Raw genomic sequence first — 18,052 nt, forward strand, 5'->3', positions numbered from 1 at the left:
AGGCGGTGGTCTAGTCGGTACGTTCTGGTCTGGTCGCTCTGCTTGACGTGTAGCAGGTCGCCGGTGCGTCGTAGCTGAGTTGTGTCGGGTCGGATACGGCGCCACGCGGAAGTGATGGTGTCGGCGTAGTCCCGGTCGATGAGGAACTCAGTTGGCCATTCGCCGTCGTGCGGCGGGTCTGGATAGTCCTCGGGGCTGATCATTGGTAAGCGGTCCCCCATCCTTGGCCTCGGCCGCCTGCGCTGCCGTTACCGGATGCTGCTGCACCGCCGCGACCGCCTGATCCCGGCGTCCCGCCGTCCGCTCCGCCGCCGGTGTACATGCGGGCGTTCCAGGTGTAGTTGCCTGCCGCTTCCCCGGTGCGGCGGTCGCCTCCGGCGCCGGTACCCGATCCGCGGGCGCCGCCAGCACCGTAGAGGGACACGTATGAGCCATCGGAACCGGAACCCTCCGCGGTGGTGGCGGCTCCAGCGCTTCCAGGTTTGGCGATCGCGCCTCCCGATCCGCCGCCACCTCCGGCACCGATCGCGAAGAGGATGCCGGTCGCATCTGAAGGTAGGTGCACGCCTCGTTGGATCGTTGTGGCTTGCCACCGGCCGGCTTTGCCGCCGTCGCCGTTGAGAGCCCATCCGGCGCCATGTCCGCCACCACCGCCGCCGACGACGATGATGTCGAGCCAGTCAGCCGCACGAGGAAACGTCCACGTCGAGGTGGTTGTGATCGCGGTGGTCACCGGTGAAAGCGGTGGATAGCCGATTGTGCATGTGGTGTCGGCGGACACCGTGGCAGCGGTATCGGCGGTGGCGATCCGGTCGACCCAAAGCGTGGTGGCCACCGTCGCAGCCGCGACATACTCGGCCAGCAGGTAGCGGGTCAGAGCCACATCCGTGGACGCGACAACCGCGAGTTGCGCAGCGATGTCCTTGACGGCCATCAGGTCCAGTGCCGCGGTCAGCGACGAAGCCGTCGCCACATCGAGCGGTTTGACGGTCTGGAACGCGGCCGTCGCCGTCACACCGACAGCGGCGACGATCGCCACGTGCAGCCGCGCGATGAGACCGGCCGTGGCCGTCACGCTCCCCGCCTGCTGCACGGAGACGTGAAGTTCGGCGGCCAACTCCACAACCGCAGTAGCGGCCGCGTCGTGGTCGACGCCCAGGGCCTGCACAGCCTGCAACGCCAGGTGCGGGGCCGCGGTGATCTGAGCGGCCAACGCCAACATGCGGCGCGGTGTCCACGCCGCCGACGGCGCCGGGACCGGGGGTGTCGTCGTCCACCCGCCCGCACCCGCCACCGGTGGCAGCGTCGTCGACCACCCCATCAGGACGCGACCCGCGTCAACGTGAACTTCGACTTGATCTGCCCGAACGCCTGCGGCTGGAACGTGGTCGCCACCGACGCCCACGTCGCCCAGTAGATGACATCACCAGCGGCGAAGATCTCCGGCTGCGAACACGCATACAGCGGGGTGCCCTCACCGCCGGCGTTCCCGAGCGCCGACGCGATCGAGTGCGTGGTGACCACCGGTGCCGCGGTGCCGGTGCGTTTCATGATCTTGATGCCCGCGGTGCCGGTCGTGGCCGTGGACTGCACCGTCAGCTCGACGCGATACCAGGCGGTTGCCGGGATGACACACCGCGCGTACGCCGTGTTCCCGCCAAGCCCGGAGGTGCCGCCGGGCAGGTACACCCCCGACGGTCCGGTCACCTGTGACCAGTTGCCGCCCGCGATCAAGTCCGTGTTCGCCGGGTTCGAGTACGTCGACGCCAGGTGCACACACAACGGCTGATTCACGCGCATCGGCGTCGAGACGGTACCGGCCTTAAAGTTCTTGATCCGGCCCCCGTTGCCCGCGTACACCCCGACCCGCGACCCGGTCTGTGCCGACACCTGCGCACCGGAGTACGCCACCACTTCGGCGCCGTTGACCGAGACGGTGATCGTGTCCCCGTCGACCAGCGCCCGAATCACATCGCCCGGCGCGATCGGCGCACTCATGCGCACCTCACGAAGCCAGGTGATGTTCGAGACCCGCGAGGTGAACCGGGCGATCGACACGAACCCGTTCGATCCGTAGTCGTTGGCGACCACCACCAGCAGTCCGTTCCGCGTCGACGGTCCCGTCTCGTTGCCCGCCCGCAACACCACGCCGTGCATGTCGTCGTACCCGCACGCCGATTCCGGCGACACCTCCACTTCGGCCCACTGCGTCTGAGACAGCGCCGTGGTGTGCAGGTAGTAGTCCGCGGTGTACCCGGTGTAGCTGCTGTCCCGGCGCACACCGAAGCTGCCGGTGTAGTAGTTCGGGTCCGAGGCCTGCTCCCACACCGACGGGTACACCCCGGCCAGTCCGCCGGCGGTGCCGGTCATCGAGTGCGCGACGATCTGCGTCGGCGTCGACGTCAACCCTCCGGTACCGCCGACCGCCATCGGGATCCGCGACATCGGAACCACCGCGGCCGCATCGAGGTCACACACCCCCGACGGTGCGCCCTTCCCGATCATCTCCGGGATCGACGTCACTCCCGCCGACGTCGCATTCTGGTCCGGCTCAATCGGATCAGCCATCAGCTGGTCTCCTCACTGATCTTGAACACCGAGAATCTGGTCGTCGAGTACCCGCCGCCGATACCGCGCCAGTTCCCGCCGATGATCGGGATCGCCGACGTCCACGCCACCACCTCGGCCGTGCACCCCGCCGACGGCACCACCGCCGGCATCACGTTCGTCACCGTGATCTCGTCATCGGAGGAAGCCATCGCCTTCAACCGCGCGATCTCCGTGCCACCGGAGTTGCGGATGATGATGTCCATGAAGCACTTCGGCGGCGCGTACTTCGCACCCCAGAACCGCACCTGCGCTTCGAACCGCCACAAGCCCTTGCTGCCCAGCGTGAACCGGCCGCCCGCCAGCGTCGCGCCGACCATCGGGCCGACCCGCTGATCGAACTGCATGAGCGTGGCGGAGGTGTTCACACCCGGCGACCCCGACATGTACGCCGACCCGTACCCGACCACACCCTCCAAAGCCTGGGAGCGGTCCTGTAGGTCGATGATGTCGGCCTCAGCGGTACTCGCCCGACCATCCAACGCGGCGATGATCGTCTGCAGGTTGGTCACCTTGGTCACCGGCAACGCCGGGATACGCGCGAGGTCGAGCACGCCGGCGATCAGCGCCGCCGACACCGACCCGACGATCTTCCCGCCGTCGAGGTTCGACGCCGCGGTGAGGAACGCGGTCAGGCGTTGCTCGACGTCTGCGAGATTCGCGCCGACGTGCCCGCCGATCGTGTCGAACAAGTCCCGGACCGCGGCGACCCCATCCTCAGCGGTGTCCTGCAGCTCAGACAACGCGTCGCCGGCGTCGAGGATCCTGTCGAACAAGCCACCGAGCTTCGGGACCCCGAGAGCATCCAGGATCCGATCGACCAGCGCCTCAATCCAATCCCCCAACGAATCCAGTGCGACCGTCAGGCCATCGATGACCTGTTGCGGGAGTGTCTGCTGCTCGGCCCAGAGTCCGGGATCATCCCACCACACGGTTCCGGTGCCGATCGGCGTCACACCGAGGGCGATCATCGCCCACCGGGCCGCCGCGGGCGCCGTGACATTCCCCGTGATCTCCGACCACGTCGCCGTGGTGCCACTGATCTCGGAGAACGGTAGTGAGGTGTCGGTGATCGTCGCGTGGTTGGCGTCGAGCCACCGGACGAACGGCGTGGCCTGGCCGGCGTCCACGCCGGACCACCGAGCCCAGATCGCGGCACGGTACACCTTGCCCGGCTCGACCTCGCCAGGAAACGGCGGGAACAAGACGGCCGGCTCGCCGGTCGCGTCGAACCGCGCCGCACCAGGCAGCGTCCGCCCAACACCCGAGTCCCAGGACCAGCCCTCACCCTCATCGATCGTGTCCAGCGTGTCGAACCCAGCCGGAATCAGGTTCACCGGCGACGCCGTGAGCTGCCCGAGGTTGATCAGCCGACCACCAGAGAGGACCTGCCGAAAGCCGCCGGCGACAGCCTGGATCGCGCCAAGAACAGGATCGGTGCCGGTGTACCTGCCCGCAAGCGCGTCCAGGAGCTCGCCGAAGTCAGCGCCGATCTGTGCGAACCAATCGGTGAGCGCTGTCCGCACCGACGCGACAGTCGGCCACGTCGATGGTGGCAGCCCCGTCACCTGCGACAGCAGTTGCCGCAGCGGGCCGAACAGGATCTCGTCGCCGAGCTCGACCCGGTCGACGAGATCGTCCATGTCCCAGTCGCCAATCGACTGGCCGAAGGCGCGCTGATAGGCGGCCAGTGGCAACCCGTCGGGTGAGGTCATCGATCGCCTTTCAGATCAGGTCCTGCAGTTTGTCCGGTGCGGTCGGAACCTGCGCCGCTGGCGCGTGCTTGTGGTGCGAGTCGATCAGGATCCGCACGTACCCGATCGCCGCCCACAACCGCGAGTTGGCTGCGGTCAGCAGGTCCCGGAGCTCCTGCACCTCCCCGCGCACCTCGGCGATCTCCGCGCGGTGCCGGATCCGATCCTGCTCGGCGTCGGCGGCAAGCTCGTCGTAGCGCACTGACAGGCGCTTGATCTCCCGATCATCGACGCGCGCCGCCTGCGACTGCAGGAACTCGTCGCGCTTATCCCGACGCCGCTGCTGCCACCACCGGCCCAGAGCGCCCAGCGCTCCGGGCAGCCGCGCCGCGGCCTGAGTGAAGAGCAACGACGCCCCGGCGGGTCCTCCGACAAGAGTCAGGAACAACCAGACGGGCCACGGGACCCCTGCCGGCGGGGTGTCCCAGTCCATCAGCGCTCCTCATCGTCGTCGGCAGGCGGTTCGACCTGCATCCAGTAGCCGATTGCGGCACCCCAGGCCGCGAGCCCGACGGCACCGTACAGCCACGCCCAACGGAATCCGCCGGTGGTGTCGACGGTCTCGACGGCGATCCCCGCGCCGAGGGTGAGCATGAGCGCGCCACCGACGTGCAAGCCACCGATCGCAATGTGCCGCCACCGGCCGGCGTACCCGGCGAGGACCACGAGCCCGGAGACCAGCAGCCCAGCTCCCCACGCCCAGACGGGCGCGGCGCGTTCGATCTCGGTAAGCGCGGGCGTGTTCTCGCCGAGGCAGTAGTCGACGCCGATGACGATCATCGACAGCGGGATCACGGCGAGGACCGCGGTCCTCCACCGCTCAGGGATGAGCGCCCGCCACTGCCCGCGGCGAAGAATCACTCTTCGGCGCTCCGGTGGCGGCCCTGGTATTCGACGCCGGCGGCGGCCGCGACGCGATCGACGCCGCGCGGCGTCAACCCATTCGGGGTCCGGAGAACGCCGAGGGTGGTGAGGAGCCCAATCGCTGCGGACACCCCGCCGAGCCAGTCGCTCGGCACGTCGAGGCCGGCGGCGACCGCCACCCACAGGATGAGGATTACGGCGCCCGCGGCGGCCGAGACGGTGTTAGCGAAGCGGCGCCACCACGGCTGCTGCTGCATCTGCTCGACGAGGACGTCGACGAGAACGTCAGTGCCGGGGATGGGGGCGGGTGTGGTCATGCTGCGAGCTCCTTGGTGTCGATGAGGACTGCGACGCCGGACGGCGACCAGACGAGACGGCCATGCTCAAACCGCTGCTGCACGTTGTCGGTGTCGGCGACCTTTTCCTCGGGCGACGTCGGCCAGCCGAGGGGACCCTGCTCGGACCCGTTGGCGCGGTAGGCGTCGTAGATGCGGCCCCACACCGCGTAGCCGCGCGGCTGGCCGTTCTTCCGGAACAGGACGCCGTGCGCGAAGGCCTGCACCGCGCCGTTCGTGACGACCGCGTGCGCGCGGTCCGGGAACCCGAGCGGGCCCTGCTCCCACCGGTAGTCCGCGCCCCAGGTCTCGAACAGCCCGGTGCCAGGCAGCGCGGGATCGGCGTGCGGGACTGCGAAGGCCTGGCGGGTGCCGGTCTTCCAGTAGATGTGCGCGTGCTCGTAGACCACGAACCGGCCGACCTCGGCGCCGTCGCGGCGGATGACGGTCTCGCCAGCAACGCCGACCGGAGCAAGCCGCTTCCCGATCCACGCCGCGGCGCGCGCCGCTTCGGCGTCGATGAGGTTCACGGGCGCGAAGGCGGGCTGCACGAACGCCAGGACGTCGGCCGCGAACAGATCCCACGGGAAGTGCTTCCCGACGTCGGTGTGCGTGCCGATCCCGAGCGCCTCGGTGACGTACTTATGGTCGGAGATACCCGAGCCTCGCCGGTACGGGCCGGGCCGCAGCACATCGACGGAGATCCCGGCCTTGCGGGCCTCACGGACGGCGATGTAGGCGGCGATCCGAATGTCGTCGCGCCGCTTGAGCCATTCCGCGCGCGACCATTCCGCGAACGAGCCCGAGAAGCACAGGTTGATGGTGTACGCGTTCGCGTCGAGTACCGACCACGACGCGCGCGAGGTGTCGACGATCTGGATGAGCTGGCCGCTGCCGAGGATGAAGTGGTAGCTCGCGGAGTTGGCGGGGTTCTTGCAGTAGTTCGCGAGCGCGCGGGCGTCGCCGGTCGACTGCGACGTGTGCAGCAGGAAGTTGATCGGCGCGCGGGTGCGGGCCTGGTGCGACTGCCCGATGTCGCGGACCTCGGTGAACTTCGGAATCGCGACCGCCGGCGCGTCCGGTAGCGGCGCGGTCACCGGCTTGGACGCGGCGGTTGAGTAGCTGTAGCCCTTCGGCGGAATCAGGCTCGCGAGGGAGTCGAGGGTGGCCCACCACCCGTGAGGCGCGAACCCGGGATCGGCAACCCACACCTTCCGCACGCCGCCGACGTCGGAGTAACCCATGATCGCGACGTAATGCCAGACCGTGACGCTCCCATAGTTCGGGGCGACGGTGGAGGGCTTCGCCAACCGCCACCGGTTCGACGGCGGGCTGACGATGTTCGCGACCATGCCGAACCCCGCGTCAATCGACGCCCGCAGATGGTTCCACAGCTGATCCTTCAGCGCGGCCGTCGGCGGATCCTTCGGGTACTCGACCGTCGCCATCTTCGCTGCCGGCAGGTAGTCGGTGACGACGCGGGTGACCTGCCCGATGTGGTCGGTGCCATCTTGGTCGTCGAATACCTGCCCGCGGCCGTCGACGTTCCCCTCGTAGCGTTCGAGGCGCAGCGCGAGCTCACGCTCGGACTTGACGACGCCGCGCGCGTTGAGCGCGACCTGGACGCTGGCGGGACCGCAGTACCAGCCGGTCTCCTGCGGGACGATGGTGCGGTCGTAGGCGAGGACTCTCTCGGCCATTCTAGTTCCCTCCGGGGATGCGAAATGCCCCGTCCGGATGAACGGGGCAGGAGTCGGCGACGGCAGTTCAGCGTTGGCCGTCGAGGCCTTCTTGTAGCCGCTCGATGAGCGCGGCCTGCTCAGCTGGCGTCAGCGCCGCGGCGGCGGCGACGTGCACAGCGTCGACCGGATCGACGTCGGGCACGGGGTCGGCGATGTCCTGCCACCGCGCGGCGCCGCGCGGTAGGTCCACGCGCCGGATCGCCGCGGCGTCCGGGTCGAGGACGAACCCGCACAGTTCCACGTGCTCGGCCAGCCGCGCCGCGGTGTGCGGCAGCATGATCGCGCCCGGCGCGGCGATGAACCGGCCGTGTGGGCCCTTGGCCATCGACATCGGGATGTCGAGGAACAGTGCCTCGTTCGGGTGCCGTTTGCGGGTGGCCGGGTCGTACGGGATCGAGTACGTCGGGTCGCCGTCGTCGATCCGATTCACGTGCCTCATGCGGGTCCTCTCACATCGTTCCGCCGTCGGACAGGACCCCCTGCTGCTGGATCACCGCGAGCAGGGACTCCTTGTAGCGGGTGGCCTTCGCGGCCGGTGCTTCCTCGGCGCGGCCGTCGCCGATGGTCAGTCGGTATCGGACGGGTTCGGTTGCCGACCACGACACGCCCCAGCGGGTGAGGTTGTCCACGTACAGGCCGCCGCCGATCTCGAAGGTCAAGCGGTCCATCAGGTCGTAGTGCTTGCCGAGCTTCCAGCCCATCGCCGCTGGCTCGACCTCGGCCTGATACGAGGTGTAGAACCGGCTGTCCCACAGTCCGACGCGCATCGCCTGCAGCGTGGAGAGGGTCGCTCCGACGCCGGGGCCCTGGACCCACATCTCCCAGTCGGCGTCCGGGCCCATCATGTCCGCGCGCACGAAGTTCGGGAGGCGGTGGAACGCGAGGATCGTGTCCTCGACGAGGAAGTCGAAAACGCCGAGCGCGAGTCCGGGGTTGCCGATCGTGGCACCCAACCAGCCCAGCGCGGCGTTGGCGGCGAGCTTGGCGAGCGAGTTGACCCACTGGGGGCTCTTGCCGCCGGTGATCATCGCGTACGCGATCGCCTTGTGCAGCGTCATCGTCGATGACGACAGCGGCGTGTACTCGCCTTCCGGGATGACGATGGCCGGCGCTGACTTGTGCGTGCCGAAGATCCCGGGGAGCTTGTACTCCTCGGGAACCTCGCGGGCCAGTTCGGTGCGGACCTCGTTGATGAAGTCCTCGGCCATCACACCGACCGTGTTGAGGATGCCGTCGGCGATGGTGCCGGTGTAGCCGACGTACCCGGACTTGTCGACGGTCTTGAACACGCGCACCGCATGCTCGCCCGAGAGTCGGACTCCTGGAATGGGCGGGTCGCCGGGCATCCAGCGTTGCACGCTCATGTGGAGGCCGCCGTCGAGGAGCGTGGGCAGCACGTGGTCGTGGAGCGCGGGGAACCGTGCGGACATCGCCGTCCACCGCGACCCGTCAGTCAGCGGGTTGTTCGGGACCCAGGTGGTCCACCAGTTCTCCGGCAGATAGTTCGACCAGTTCCCCGGGTCGAGGATGTCCCCGGGCAGCATGTTCAGCGGCGACTGGTTGCGCCACGCGTTCGTCAACGCGTACGTGTTCACGCCGGTCACCGACGGACCGACCCACGGCATCGCTTTGAGTGGCTGGACCTCGGCAGGACTGGCGGGGACGGCGAACAGGTACATCTTCTTGGCGCGGTCGTAGTCGTGCAGGAAGTGGAGCTTGATCGCGACCATCTCGCCGCCGGCGACGACCCGCTGGATGGACTGGCACTTACCGGCCCACCGCTTGTACGGCGTCTCGATGATCATGTGCACGTCGGCGGGCTGGTTCTGCTTGGACAGCAGCCACGCCGCGAGCCGGTGCCGGCCGGGAATGGTGATGTCGGCTTCGCCGGTGTCGTTCGCGATTTCCTCGGCGTCGGCCAGGAGCTCGTTCTGCAGGTAGCAGACCTTCTGCCACTGCTTGTCGCAGATGATCACCTCGGGCTTGGCCGCGAGCGCCACCGCCTCGATGCGCCGCCGGTCCATGACGCGGGTGCGGACACCGTCGAGCCGGATCTCCTGCTCGGCGGTCACCACGGCCGAAGCCACATCGGCGTCATGTACGCCTTCGCTGCACCGGGCCTGCCGGTCACCGAGATCGGCACGTTGACCGGCACCGTGGTGCGGGGCGGGATCGGCTGGCGGAACCGCAACCCAAGCAGGGACGCCGCGATCTGCGATTCCACGTCGGACTCCAGCTGCAGCTCGAACTGGTCGGTGTCGACGAACAGGTCACCCACCGACGCGTCGAACACCTCCAACTGCACGGTGTCGCCGCCGATGCCGTCGGGGACGGTCCACTGCTCGACGCCGCTGTTGGTGAGGGAGATCTGCGCCCAGCACGGCAGGTCGCCGGGGTTGACCAGCGCCAGCGTTCCCGAGCCGGTGCCGGACCACGTCGAGGTGATCGTCTGCCCACGCCACCCGGGCCGGTAGGACACCAGTGGCAGCGCCCACGGCCATTCCTCGTCCGGTTCGGTGTCCATGTCGTCGTCGGGCCACTTCTGGATCCGGTACGGCTGCCACCGGTACTTGGTGCCGGCACGGTTCCACACGCGCAGCGTGCCGTCGGCCTCGTCGGACCAGGACGACCACCACGCTTCCTCGACTGCCTCCCACTCGGCGCCGCCGACACCGACCGACAACACCTTCAGGTCGGTGACCGTCGGATCGGTCTTCGGTGCCCCGGGGATTGCGCCCGGATAGAAGGCGGGCGTCTGCACCCGCGGTGTCCGCTGCGGGTGATACAGGCCCTTGACGCCCTGCATGTACAGGCCCTCTTCGCCCATGCGGGCACCATGTAGGTGCCACACGGACTCGTTGACGCCGTGCCACTCCACTCGCCGCGGCGGCAGGTCCATCTATCGGCCTCTCGATCCGTAGCCGCCGGCGCCGCGCCACTGGTGACGCGCGAACTCGGCAACGATGTCGCCTGCGGTCAGGCCCTGCACGTTGATGTTGGTGGTATTCCCGGAGCGCCCGGCGGACACGAGGTCGCGGACCGCGGCGGTCTGGTCATCCACCGACGACCAGTGATCGGCGCGCAGCACCATCTCCGGTTCGCGGAGCCCGTTGTAGCCCCACGTGCCCGGCTCCCACACACCGCCGGTATCGAACAGCGCAGCCTCGTCGACCAGCTCCTCCGCGCGCGGCATCATCGCCGCATACCGGTCGGGGAACGCCGAACGCTGGACGGCCTGCGCGGCCGCGCCCATGTCCATCTGCTCCCAGCCGGGGACGTTGCCGAGCGCGTTGTAGAACAACTTCGCAGACCCCGACGGCGACATCCGTTCTTCGATCGTCCCCCACGCGCCGTTGTCGCGCTGCTGGAAGAGGCCGACCGAGTCGTGATCGGAACCGACCGCGTCATGCGGGAAGGACAACGATTCCGGCACGGCGTTGTTGGCCCACATCTTCATCGGGTCGCCGCTCTCGACCAGTGCGGTGCCGTTCCCGATGATCGCGGCCCGCTTGGGCAGACCGAGGTCCTGTGCGGCCTTGGTGATGTCGTAGGAGTAGCCCTCCCACCCGTCAGGACGCGTCGATGTGGCGGCTGGCGCTACGGGCGCCGGGTCCGGCGTGATGCCGGGCGTCGGCGTCGGTTCATCGGTGCCGCTGGTGCGCACGTTCGATCCGTCATCGACGCCGACGGCGTTGCCCGGATCGGTGATCCACGACGGCAGCCCGAGGGTTTCGGCGAGCCCGTCGGCCATGATCCCGCCGACGTCCTGGCCCAGCTCGCGGAAGCTCTTCATGCGCGCCGGCTGCGTCGTGCTCGGGGATTCCGTCGGCGAGGTCGGGTCTGCGGGGGCGACTGGAGCTTCCGGTGTTGGGGCCACGTCGGGTGCTGGCTTCGTCGGCCATGCGGTCGCCTGCCGAGTGTGCACGTGGTCCTGGTGACCGCCGTAGTCGCTGGCGTAGTAGCCGCTGGAGGACACGTCCGAGCGTCCTGCCCACCCGATCTTCTCCCCAGTTTGCGGGTTCTGCCAGATGATCTGCTCCAGGCCCTCGGAGTCTGGTGCCGCGCTGAGCGCGAACTGGGCGAACCGCTGCATAGCATCGACCGGACCGCCCCAGTCGATGCCGCGGTTCAGGCCCTCCGGGTTCGGCGCGTACCCGGCTTCGTTCCGGTCGCCCTCCTGGTGGCCGGCATAGGTCGACGCAGTGACGCCGTACTCCGATTCGAGGTCGCGGACCCACTGCGGGAAGTCGCTGGATCCGCCAGCTGGTAGCCCGTACGGTTCGCCGCCGATCGGGCCACCGGTCGCGTACGCGGGGAGGTCACCGGCCAGGGCTGCGGCACGTAGCTGCTGCACGCCGCCGTGGCCGCCGGCCGCCGCGACCTCGCGCGCGGTCCACATGTGCTCGCCGTTGGAGCCCCACATGAGGACGTCGTCGGAGGTGCCGGTGCCGGGACCGCGGACAGCGCCACCGGTCGCCAGGCGCGGTAAGTTCGGGGTGTCGATCGTGATCTGCTTACCGCCAAGAATCGACGGCAGCTTGATCTCGATCTTGAAGTTGTTCCAGGCGTCGATGATCCAGTTCAGGGCGCCCTTGAAGCCGTCCTTGAGCCCATCCCACAAGCTGCCGAGCGCCGACGTGACCCGGCCGGGCAGCGAGGTGAAGAACCCGACCAACGCGTCCCACTTTTCGACAATCCAGTCCTTGACCTGACCCGCCTTGTCGGCGACGCCTTGGAAGAACTGCTTGATCGACTCGACCACTCCGCCGATGAAGTCGGCGGCAATCTGGAACGCCGCCTTGATACCGTTCCACGCTGGCACGATCGCGTTATTCCACAGCCACATCGCGCCTTCGCCGACCTTCTTATAGAGGCCGATCCAGAACATGAAGTAGCCCTTGATCGCGGTCCACACGACGTTGGCGACGGTCTTGATGCCATTCCAGACTGCGTTCCACAGGGTCTGGAACCAGGTGGTCTTGGTAGCGATCAAGACCACGGCGGCGATAAGCGCCATGATTCCGACGACGATCCAGGTCAACGGGTTCGCCAAGAATGCGCTGTTGAGGAGCCACTGTGCCGCAGTCCACAGTCCGGTCGCGGCAGTCACCGTGCCCTGCGCGACGGCGTACGCCACCGTCGCCGCGGTCGCGACTCCTGCGCGCGCGACCGACGCTACCCACGCCGCAGCCACGACAGCGCTCTGAGCAACTGCTCCCGCGCCCATCGCGATCCACGACCCGACGACCAACGCGCCCTGGGCAACGTGGATACCCGCAGACCACGCGGCCTTCGCTTGGGTGGCAACCCACGCGGCCACCACCTTCGCCGCTTCCAGGCCTGCGGCCAGACTCTGCGCGACCCACGAACCGATCACGAGCGCACCCTGAGCCACCTGGATTGCGGCCGACCAGATCGCCTTCGCTTGGGTCGCGACCCAGGCGCCGGCGACGATTGCGCCTTGCGCGGCCGCAGCGACGCCCTTCGCGATCCACGAGGCGACGACCAGCGCCGCCTGAGCGACCTGTACGCCGGCGGACCACATCGCGCGCATGCCCGTCGCGATCCACGCGGCTACTGTCTTGGCGCCAGCGATAGTGGCCTGGGTGCCGGAGTTGATGATGGCGGGGATGAGGAGAGCGCCGAGGACACCGGCGACCGCGATCATGATCGGCTCATTGCGGCCCATCCAGTTGGCCATCGATTCCAGCGCGGGGACCGCGGTGTCGGCGATGAACCCCATGCCGGTGCCGATGATCCCGAAGAGGCGGGACGCGACCGGCTCCAACGCCGCCATGCTGCGGTTCCTGAGAAGATCCCAGTTATCGGCGAAGTCGCGGGTCTCTTCGGCGGCACCCCGGATCGTGTCCGATCCCGCACCGGTCGCCGACACGAAGTCGTCGACGCTGAACTTGCCTTGCTTGACGGCGTCGACGAACTGGGCGGCGCCGCGCGTGCCGAACAGCTTCCCGGCCATGTCGATCGCGGCGGCGTCATTGCCAGCGGCAGTGAACTTCCCGATCTCCTGCACGGCGCCGTACAGCGCCTCCTTTGCGGGTTTGCCCGCTTCCTTGGAGAACGAGCCCAGCGAGCGGGTCATCGCGGCGAGCATCTTGTCGGCGTCCAGGCCGGCCTTGTCCAGGGAACCGATCAGACCGGCCGAGCCCGCGGCGTCGAACCCGAACTGCTTGAGCGCCGGGGCGCCCTTCATCGCAGTCTCGGCGAGCTTCCCGACGGGCACACCAGTGGCCTGCGAGACCCGGAACAGTTGATCGAGTGTCTCCGATGTCTGCGACGACTCGACACTGAACGCACTCATCGCGCCCGAAAGTGCGTTGATGTCCACCGGATCACCGATGTTGGCCAGCTCCATCACCTGAGCCGACACCTGCTCGAGCTCCGGGCCGGTCAGGCCCAACCTGGTGTTGAGGTCCGCGACGGACTGGCCGATCGCACCGAACTCCGCCGGCACCTGCGTGCCGACGCGCTTGGCCACATCGGTGAGCGCATCCAGGTTGGCACCGGTGGCACCGGTGCCGATCCGGATCGTGTCGGCGACGTCGTCGAAGACCTCGCCTATCTTGTACAGGCCAGCGCCCGCGGCGATCACGCCCGCGCCGACAGCCAGCCCGAACTTCTTGAACCCCTCGGACGAAAGCAACGCCGAATCGTTCGCGCCCTTCATCGCCTGCCCAGCCTGGTCGCTGGCCTCAGCCAGGTCACGCTCAGCGGCGGCCAGCGACTCCACGGCCGACTCCGTCGACTTCGACGTCGCAGCCAGGTCCCGCTTGGCCTTCGCCTGCTTCTCCTCCGCCGCCGCCAGCCGTCCGGCGTCGGTGATGCCCTTGTCGCGGAGCGCGTTGAGCTGCGCTTCCGCGACACGCACCTTGCCGGCGGCGTCGGCTTCCTTGTCGCGGGCCTTGGCGACCTGATCGGTCGCCTTCTGCACGCGCGCCTTCGACGACTCCACGCCCGACGCGATGCCCTCTCCCAGGGTGACGCCGGCCTTGCGCCCCAACGCGTCCATCCCCGACAGGCCCTTGCCGACCTCGCCGGTGACGTTCTGGATCGACGGAATGACCTGGAGGGTCGCGTATCCGATCGTCGACAAAGGGGAACTCCTCTCGGGGTCAGTGAGCGCCGACGCCGAGCGCGGCGTAGTGGCGTTGGAACTGGCGGCGGTGCTTGCGCATCGCGGTGTCGTGGCGCTGGCGGGCTTCGGGCGACTTCGCCTTCGACGAGACCGGGCGGGCCGGATGGCGGGCGGGCTTGCGCCCCTTTTTCAGGCCACGGTTCGCGGTGAGCTCCCACAGGTCGGCGAGGAGGAACTCGACCGCACCCCACGGGCGGCGCCCCTTGTTCGCTTCCATGGCCAGCAAGCTCTCCGGCGGCAGGCCCTTGATCCGGACGTACACCTGCCGAAGCGTCAGCAGGCGCCGCCCGTGCGAATCGAACCGCCACAGGTCACCGAGATCTCGGTGATAGAACCGTTCGAGGTCGGCCTCCACCAGGTCCGCCCGATCCGACTTGAGCAGAGCCAGGAGGCCCCTCAGTTTCCCGAGCGCTCGAATCCGCCGGCGGCACCGAGCTTGTGGAAGAGCTCGTTGATCTGGCGCAGCGTGTAGTCCTTCTCCATGAGGGTCTGGTACCCGCTGCGGTCGTCCTCGTCGCGCTGGAGGAGATACTGCAGGCACGTCAGCGCCTTCTGGTCCTCGAAAGCCTTGATCGCCCGCGCGGGCCAGTCGAGAGGATCGGCTGGGCACCAATAGGTCTCGCCGTCGAACTGCACCCCCACCAGCTCGACGCCCTCGACTTCGCGTTCCAGTGGCGTCGACTCATCGGCCATCCGGCGCTTCGTGGCCTGCTGCCGACTGCGCTTGTCCGCAGCGCGCCGCTGCGCGCGGTTCCCGGACGGGAGCCGGTCGGTGTGGTCCTCGCGGTCGTCCTGGCCGTCCGGATCGTCGTAGTCGTCGCCGTCGTAGTCGTCGCCGTCGTCGTAGTCGCTGATGTCGATCGTCGGCGCGTAGTGGTCGAGGTCGTGGGTGGACTTCTTCATTTCTGTGCGGTTTCCTTCCGTGTTCCCCGCCAGAGCGCCGCACTCATGGCGGCAACAACTCCAGCGGTGGTCTGTTCTTTCACGCCGGCCTCGAGGAGCTGCTTCTCGAGGAGCGCTACTTCGGCGACGAACTGCGCGCGCTCGACGTGCGCGGCGCGCGTCTCGCGCACCTCGGTGCGGGCGGACTGCACTGCGGCGGCGAGCTGGGCGCGCTTGTCGCGTGGATAGTTGCCGTCGGCGTCCGCGATGCCCAGTTCGGCGGCGGCGGCACGCAGTTCCTGTTCGCTGGGGACCGTGCGGCTCATCGCGGCGCCACCGGCAGCGGGAAGTCGGCGGGCAGCGGAATGCGCCGCAGGCTCGACTCCACCACGAGGTCGTCGGGGTTGGCGGGGTCGCGGAGCAGGTCGCCGTCGGCGTCGAGCGCCCACACCTCGCATTCGAAGAACGGCGGGTGCAGCGACGACTGCACGATCCAGCCGCGGCCCTCCGGGACGCGGACAGTCGATCCGTACCGCAGGTCCTCGTGGTCGTGGAGGAGCGCGGTGAGCGCGAGGTAGGCCTCGGGATGGTCGGCCATGGTGATGTGTGTGCGGCTCATCATCGGTCCTGACGGTTGTGGGTGCGGTGCCGCAGATCGGCGGCGGCGAGGATGAGGTCGTGCAGCCATCCGGCGAGAGAGCAGATCACCGGTGTGCCTCATCTCTGCTCGTGGAGCGGAGAGCCGCCCCGGCCGGGCACCGCACAAGAACCCGGCCGGGGGGCGTCATAGCCGGTCAGGCGTGGTAGCTGACCGAGATCTTCGGCGAGGTGCCGCCGGTGAGGGAGTTGTCGCCGGCCACGATCGGGCCCTGCCCGGTGTAGCGGATCCGGAAGGGGCCGCCCGCGGTGCCGGTGACGGTGACCGTGCCGGTCACGGTGGCCAGCGACTCCATCGCCGCCTTCACCGCGGGCCCGTCCGAGTCGGCGGCAAGCGGCCCGGTCTCGTCGCCGTTGACCTTCACCTTGAACGTGCCACCGGTCGGCGCGCCCTCGATCGTCAGGTCGAGGTCGTACGCGCCGTCGAGACGCGACTGCGTGGACTGGACGGCGAACAGTTCCTTGTCGGCGTTCGGCACGATCGTCGACGTGAACTCGATCTCCGGCAGATCCGACTCGTTCTCGGTGCGCCCGCCGTACTCGGTGGTCGACGGCATGAGCGAGAACAGGCGGTGCTTCTCGCCGTCGTCGGTGCGCTTCTCGAAGCACAGGTAGACGTCGGCGGGCTTGGACACCCGCACCCGGTCGGCGGTGTCGTTCTTCGACCGCAGGTACGCGACCGTCGGATTCTCCTCCAGGGTGGTGAACTTTCGTTCCATCTTGAAGTTCTTGAACCCGAGCTTGATCACGCCGTAGCCCCACGCGGTGTGCTCGGTCTTGTCCCACTCGACGGACTCCTCGAAACCGGAGTCACCGTTGAGCAGCCCCGCAGGCCGCCACAGCGGGCCCAGCGCTGCGGTGATCGTTGCGGGCAGCAGGTCCAGGATCGTCTGCCCCACCGGAATGTCGGACGGGAGCACGATGTACACATCCGCTTCAGCCCAGATCTTGACGTTGTTCGGATCACCGGCCATGGGTGATTCACCCCTCTCCAAGGGTTGTGTGATGTACGGAAATTGCAGTGCGGTAAGCCACCCGAGAGGGGTGGTGGTTTTAGGTCCGCGTCAGATCGCGGCGGTCCGCACGCGGGTGCGGACGGTGACCGACGCCAGGTCGGCGCCGGTGCGGGAATCGCGGGCTTCGATCACCGCAGTCCCCGGAAGCACCGACGCCAGCGGCGGCACGTCGGAGCACAGCAGCAGGCCGAGTGCGCGGCGGATGATCGCGGTGTCGCGGCCGGTGGTGTACGACGTCAGGCGCAGCGTCGGCCGGGTGCAGACCGGCCACTGGTCGAGCGGGCCGCCGTCGTCGGCGATCGCCAGAACGGGTGGATCACCGAACTCCCAGTCCGCCGGGAGCTCCAACTCGACGCGCACATCGGGGAACTTCTCGCCGAGCCGTGCTCGCAGCCAGTCCCGAACCGGGGTGACAACGTCGACCGGCTCGACGGGAGATGATGGCCGGCTCACTTCGCCTTCACTTCCAGGCCCACACGGGCCGCAGCGCGAGTCAGGACGCCATCGGTGGCCTGCAGCTCCATCCCGGCTGGGTCGGCGATGATGACCGCCGCGGCGCCACGGTCGGTGGTGTACGCCTCGACGAGCACGTCCACGCCGTCCGGGACATCTGTTTCGGCGGCGATCTGCTCGGCCATGGTGGTCATCTGCGCCGCGAACTCGGGCGACTTGAGGATCTCCCCGATGCCCTTGTGGCTGCGCCGAAATTTCGGGCGCGCCATCAGCCGAGCTTCCGGTAGACGGTGATGTCGTAGCCGTTCAGCTCGGGGTCTTCGTCGATGTACGGTTCCGGTTCGCCGAGCACGCGATACCGTTTGCCGCGCACCACCAGGGTGGCGTCGCGGCCCAAGCCGCTCGTGATGGGCAGCCCGACCCGCAGGACCGTGTCGTCGCCGTCGACGCCGCGCGCCCGGCGTTCCTCCGTGGTCAGCGGACCCACCCAGCAGCCGGCTACATCGACATCGACGTCGTGCACAGTGACCGTCCCGTCAGCGTTGCGCACCGTCTGGGCGAGGATTCTGATCGTCTCGTTGCCGAGCAC

Annotated in this window: 19 protein-coding genes; all 19 read right to left on the reverse strand. The window is 68.5% G+C overall.

The window, feature by feature from the left end:
• Window positions 1–199: 199 nt before the first annotated feature.
• Window positions 200–1,168: a glycine-rich domain-containing protein gene (locus ACFFJD_RS06355; RefSeq protein WP_382362285.1), complete on the reverse strand. Its 969-nt coding sequence runs from the start codon at window positions 1,166–1,168 to the stop codon at window positions 200–202.
• A gap of 152 nt (window positions 1,169–1,320) precedes the next feature.
• Window positions 1,321–2,568 (reverse strand): hypothetical protein, encoded by a 1,248-nt coding sequence (locus ACFFJD_RS06360; RefSeq protein ID WP_345314438.1) that lies wholly within the window; start codon window positions 2,566–2,568, stop codon window positions 1,321–1,323.
• Complete coding sequence (locus ACFFJD_RS06365) at window positions 2,568–4,322, reverse strand: hypothetical protein (RefSeq protein ID WP_382362287.1); 1,755 nt, start codon at window positions 4,320–4,322, stop codon at window positions 2,568–2,570. Before ACFFJD_RS06365 ends, ACFFJD_RS06360 begins: the two co-directional genes overlap by 1 nt.
• 10 nt (window positions 4,323–4,332) lie before the next feature.
• The gene (locus ACFFJD_RS06370) at window positions 4,333–4,794 is read right to left on the reverse strand and encodes a hypothetical protein (protein ID WP_382362289.1); all 462 of its coding nucleotides are present in this window, start codon (window positions 4,792–4,794) and stop codon (window positions 4,333–4,335) included.
• The gene (locus ACFFJD_RS06375; RefSeq protein WP_382362291.1) at window positions 4,794–5,222 is read right to left on the reverse strand and encodes a hypothetical protein; all 429 of its coding nucleotides are present in this window, start codon (window positions 5,220–5,222) and stop codon (window positions 4,794–4,796) included. Before ACFFJD_RS06375 ends, ACFFJD_RS06370 begins: the two co-directional genes overlap by 1 nt.
• A complete protein-coding gene (locus ACFFJD_RS06380) occupies window positions 5,219–5,542 on the reverse strand; it encodes a hypothetical protein (protein ID WP_382362293.1) in 324 nt (107 codons plus the stop codon). Before ACFFJD_RS06380 ends, ACFFJD_RS06375 begins: the two co-directional genes overlap by 4 nt.
• Window positions 5,539–7,260 carry a C39 family peptidase gene (locus ACFFJD_RS06385; RefSeq protein WP_382362295.1) on the reverse strand — a complete coding sequence of 574 codons (1,722 nt, stop codon included), beginning with the start codon at window positions 7,258–7,260 and terminating at the stop codon, window positions 5,539–5,541. The genes ACFFJD_RS06380 and ACFFJD_RS06385 overlap by 4 nt, the downstream gene beginning before the upstream one ends.
• A 67-nt stretch (window positions 7,261–7,327) precedes the next feature.
• Window positions 7,328–7,741, reverse strand: a complete 414-nt coding sequence (locus tag ACFFJD_RS06390; protein WP_382362297.1) for a phage gene 29 protein family protein — start codon at window positions 7,739–7,741, stop codon at window positions 7,328–7,330.
• Between the two features lie 10 nt (window positions 7,742–7,751).
• Window positions 7,752–9,389 (reverse strand): Gp37-like protein, encoded by a 1,638-nt coding sequence (locus ACFFJD_RS06395; protein WP_382362299.1) that lies wholly within the window; start codon window positions 9,387–9,389, stop codon window positions 7,752–7,754.
• Window positions 9,371–10,129 (reverse strand): hypothetical protein, encoded by a 759-nt coding sequence (locus tag ACFFJD_RS06400; RefSeq protein WP_382362301.1) that lies wholly within the window; start codon window positions 10,127–10,129, stop codon window positions 9,371–9,373. Before ACFFJD_RS06400 ends, ACFFJD_RS06395 begins: the two co-directional genes overlap by 19 nt.
• Before the next feature lie 72 nt (window positions 10,130–10,201).
• Window positions 10,202–14,413 (reverse strand): phage tail tape measure protein, encoded by a 4,212-nt coding sequence (locus ACFFJD_RS06405; protein WP_382362303.1) that lies wholly within the window; start codon window positions 14,411–14,413, stop codon window positions 10,202–10,204.
• Between the two features lie 19 nt (window positions 14,414–14,432).
• A complete protein-coding gene (locus ACFFJD_RS06410; protein WP_382362305.1) occupies window positions 14,433–14,810 on the reverse strand; it encodes a hypothetical protein in 378 nt (125 codons plus the stop codon).
• A 41-nt stretch (window positions 14,811–14,851) separates the two neighbouring features.
• Window positions 14,852–15,358: a hypothetical protein gene (locus tag ACFFJD_RS06415; RefSeq protein WP_382362307.1), complete on the reverse strand. Its 507-nt coding sequence runs from the start codon at window positions 15,356–15,358 to the stop codon at window positions 14,852–14,854.
• Complete coding sequence (locus ACFFJD_RS06420) at window positions 15,355–15,663, reverse strand: hypothetical protein (protein WP_382362309.1); 309 nt, start codon at window positions 15,661–15,663, stop codon at window positions 15,355–15,357. Before ACFFJD_RS06420 ends, ACFFJD_RS06415 begins: the two co-directional genes overlap by 4 nt.
• Window positions 15,660–15,956, reverse strand: coding sequence for a hypothetical protein (locus ACFFJD_RS06425; RefSeq protein WP_382362311.1), 297 nt, complete (start codon window positions 15,954–15,956; stop codon window positions 15,660–15,662). Before ACFFJD_RS06425 ends, ACFFJD_RS06420 begins: the two co-directional genes overlap by 4 nt.
• 175 nt (window positions 15,957–16,131) lie before the next feature.
• Window positions 16,132–16,968 (reverse strand): hypothetical protein, encoded by an 837-nt coding sequence (locus tag ACFFJD_RS06430; protein ID WP_382362313.1) that lies wholly within the window; start codon window positions 16,966–16,968, stop codon window positions 16,132–16,134.
• A 90-nt stretch (window positions 16,969–17,058) separates the two neighbouring features.
• The gene (locus ACFFJD_RS06435; RefSeq protein ID WP_382362314.1) at window positions 17,059–17,463 is read right to left on the reverse strand and encodes a hypothetical protein; all 405 of its coding nucleotides are present in this window, start codon (window positions 17,461–17,463) and stop codon (window positions 17,059–17,061) included.
• On the reverse strand, window positions 17,460–17,732 hold the full coding sequence (locus tag ACFFJD_RS06440; RefSeq protein WP_382362316.1) for a hypothetical protein: 273 nt from the start codon (window positions 17,730–17,732) through the stop codon (window positions 17,460–17,462). Before ACFFJD_RS06440 ends, ACFFJD_RS06435 begins: the two co-directional genes overlap by 4 nt.
• Window positions 17,732–18,052, reverse strand: coding sequence for a hypothetical protein (locus ACFFJD_RS06445; protein WP_382362318.1), 321 nt, complete (start codon window positions 18,050–18,052; stop codon window positions 17,732–17,734). Before ACFFJD_RS06445 ends, ACFFJD_RS06440 begins: the two co-directional genes overlap by 1 nt.

Origin of the sequence: Gordonia phosphorivorans (assembly GCF_042432625.1) — a bacterium.
GTDB classification, from domain to species: Bacteria; Actinomycetota; Actinomycetes; order Mycobacteriales; family Mycobacteriaceae; genus Gordonia; species Gordonia phosphorivorans.

Coding starts and splice junctions, on each gene's coding strand:
- ACFFJD_RS06360 (WP_345314438.1), bottom strand. CDS start 2,568: ATGGCTGATCCGATTGAGCCGGACCAGAATGCGACGTCGGCGGGAGTG.
- ACFFJD_RS06365 (WP_382362287.1), bottom strand. CDS start 4,322: ATGACCTCACCCGACGGGTTGCCACTGGCCGCCTATCAGCGCGCCTTC.
- ACFFJD_RS06370 (WP_382362289.1), bottom strand. CDS start 4,794: ATGGACTGGGACACCCCGCCGGCAGGGGTCCCGTGGCCCGTCTGGTTG.
- ACFFJD_RS06380 (WP_382362293.1), bottom strand. CDS start 5,542: ATGACCACACCCGCCCCCATCCCCGGCACTGACGTTCTCGTCGACGTC.
- ACFFJD_RS06385 (WP_382362295.1), bottom strand. CDS start 7,260: ATGGCCGAGAGAGTCCTCGCCTACGACCGCACCATCGTCCCGCAGGAG.
- ACFFJD_RS06390 (WP_382362297.1), bottom strand. CDS start 7,741: ATGAGGCACGTGAATCGGATCGACGACGGCGACCCGACGTACTCGATC.
- ACFFJD_RS06400 (WP_382362301.1), bottom strand. CDS start 10,129: ATGGGCGAAGAGGGCCTGTACATGCAGGGCGTCAAGGGCCTGTATCAC.
- ACFFJD_RS06415 (WP_382362307.1), bottom strand. CDS start 15,358: ATGAAGAAGTCCACCCACGACCTCGACCACTACGCGCCGACGATCGAC.
- ACFFJD_RS06420 (WP_382362309.1), bottom strand. CDS start 15,663: ATGAGCCGCACGGTCCCCAGCGAACAGGAACTGCGTGCCGCCGCCGCC.
- ACFFJD_RS06425 (WP_382362311.1), bottom strand. CDS start 15,956: ATGAGCCGCACACACATCACCATGGCCGACCATCCCGAGGCCTACCTC.
- ACFFJD_RS06430 (WP_382362313.1), bottom strand. CDS start 16,968: ATGGCCGGTGATCCGAACAACGTCAAGATCTGGGCTGAAGCGGATGTG.
- ACFFJD_RS06440 (WP_382362316.1), bottom strand. CDS start 17,732: ATGGCGCGCCCGAAATTTCGGCGCAGCCACAAGGGCATCGGGGAGATC.